Source organism: Streptomyces sp. T39 (assembly GCF_008042045.1).
Lineage (GTDB): Bacteria > Actinomycetota > Actinomycetes > Streptomycetales > Streptomycetaceae > Streptomyces.
On the sequence record NZ_RDBP01000157.1, the window covers coordinates 1 to 646 of the forward strand.

A 646-nucleotide genomic window follows, 5' to 3' on the forward strand; every position below is an offset into this window, starting at 1 on the left:
ACCGACGTCCTGCGCGGCACCCACGGCGCACCGTCCCTCGACCGCGTCGACGTCGTCCAACCCGCCCTGTGGGCCGTCATGATCGCCCTCGCCGACCTCTGGCGCGCCGCCGGCATCACCCCCGCCGCCGTCATAGGCCACTCCCAGGGCGAAATCGCCGCCGCCGCCGTCGCCGGCGCCCTCACCCTCGACGACGCAGCCCGCGTCACCGCCCTGCGCAGCCAGGCCATCGCCCGCCACCTCGCCGGCCACGGCGGCATGATGTCCGTCGCCCTCCCCGCCGACGACGTCCGCGCACAAATAGCGGCATGGGACGGACGCCTCTCCCTCGCCGCCGTCAACGGCCCCACCAACACCGTCGTCTCCGGCGACCCCGAAGCACTCCGCGAACTCCAGACCACCTGCCACAACGACGGCGTACGCGCCCGCATCATCCCCGTCGACTACGCCTCCCACTCCGCCCACGTCGAAACCATCCGGGACGAACTCCTCGACCTGCTCGCCCCCATCACACCCCGCACCGCCGACATCCCCTTCCACTCCACCGTCACCGGCGAACCCCTCGACACCACCCGCCTCGACGCCCACTACTGGTACACCAACCTCCGCGAAACCGTCCGCCTCGCCCTCGACGGCGCTCCAGAAA

General features: G+C 72.1%; 1 protein-coding gene. It reads left to right on the forward strand.

The annotated features are described in order from the left end of the window. Positions 1–646, forward strand: a 646-nt coding sequence (locus EAO77_RS36385) for an acyltransferase domain-containing protein (RefSeq protein ID WP_147992571.1), incomplete at both ends; no start/stop codon positions are given.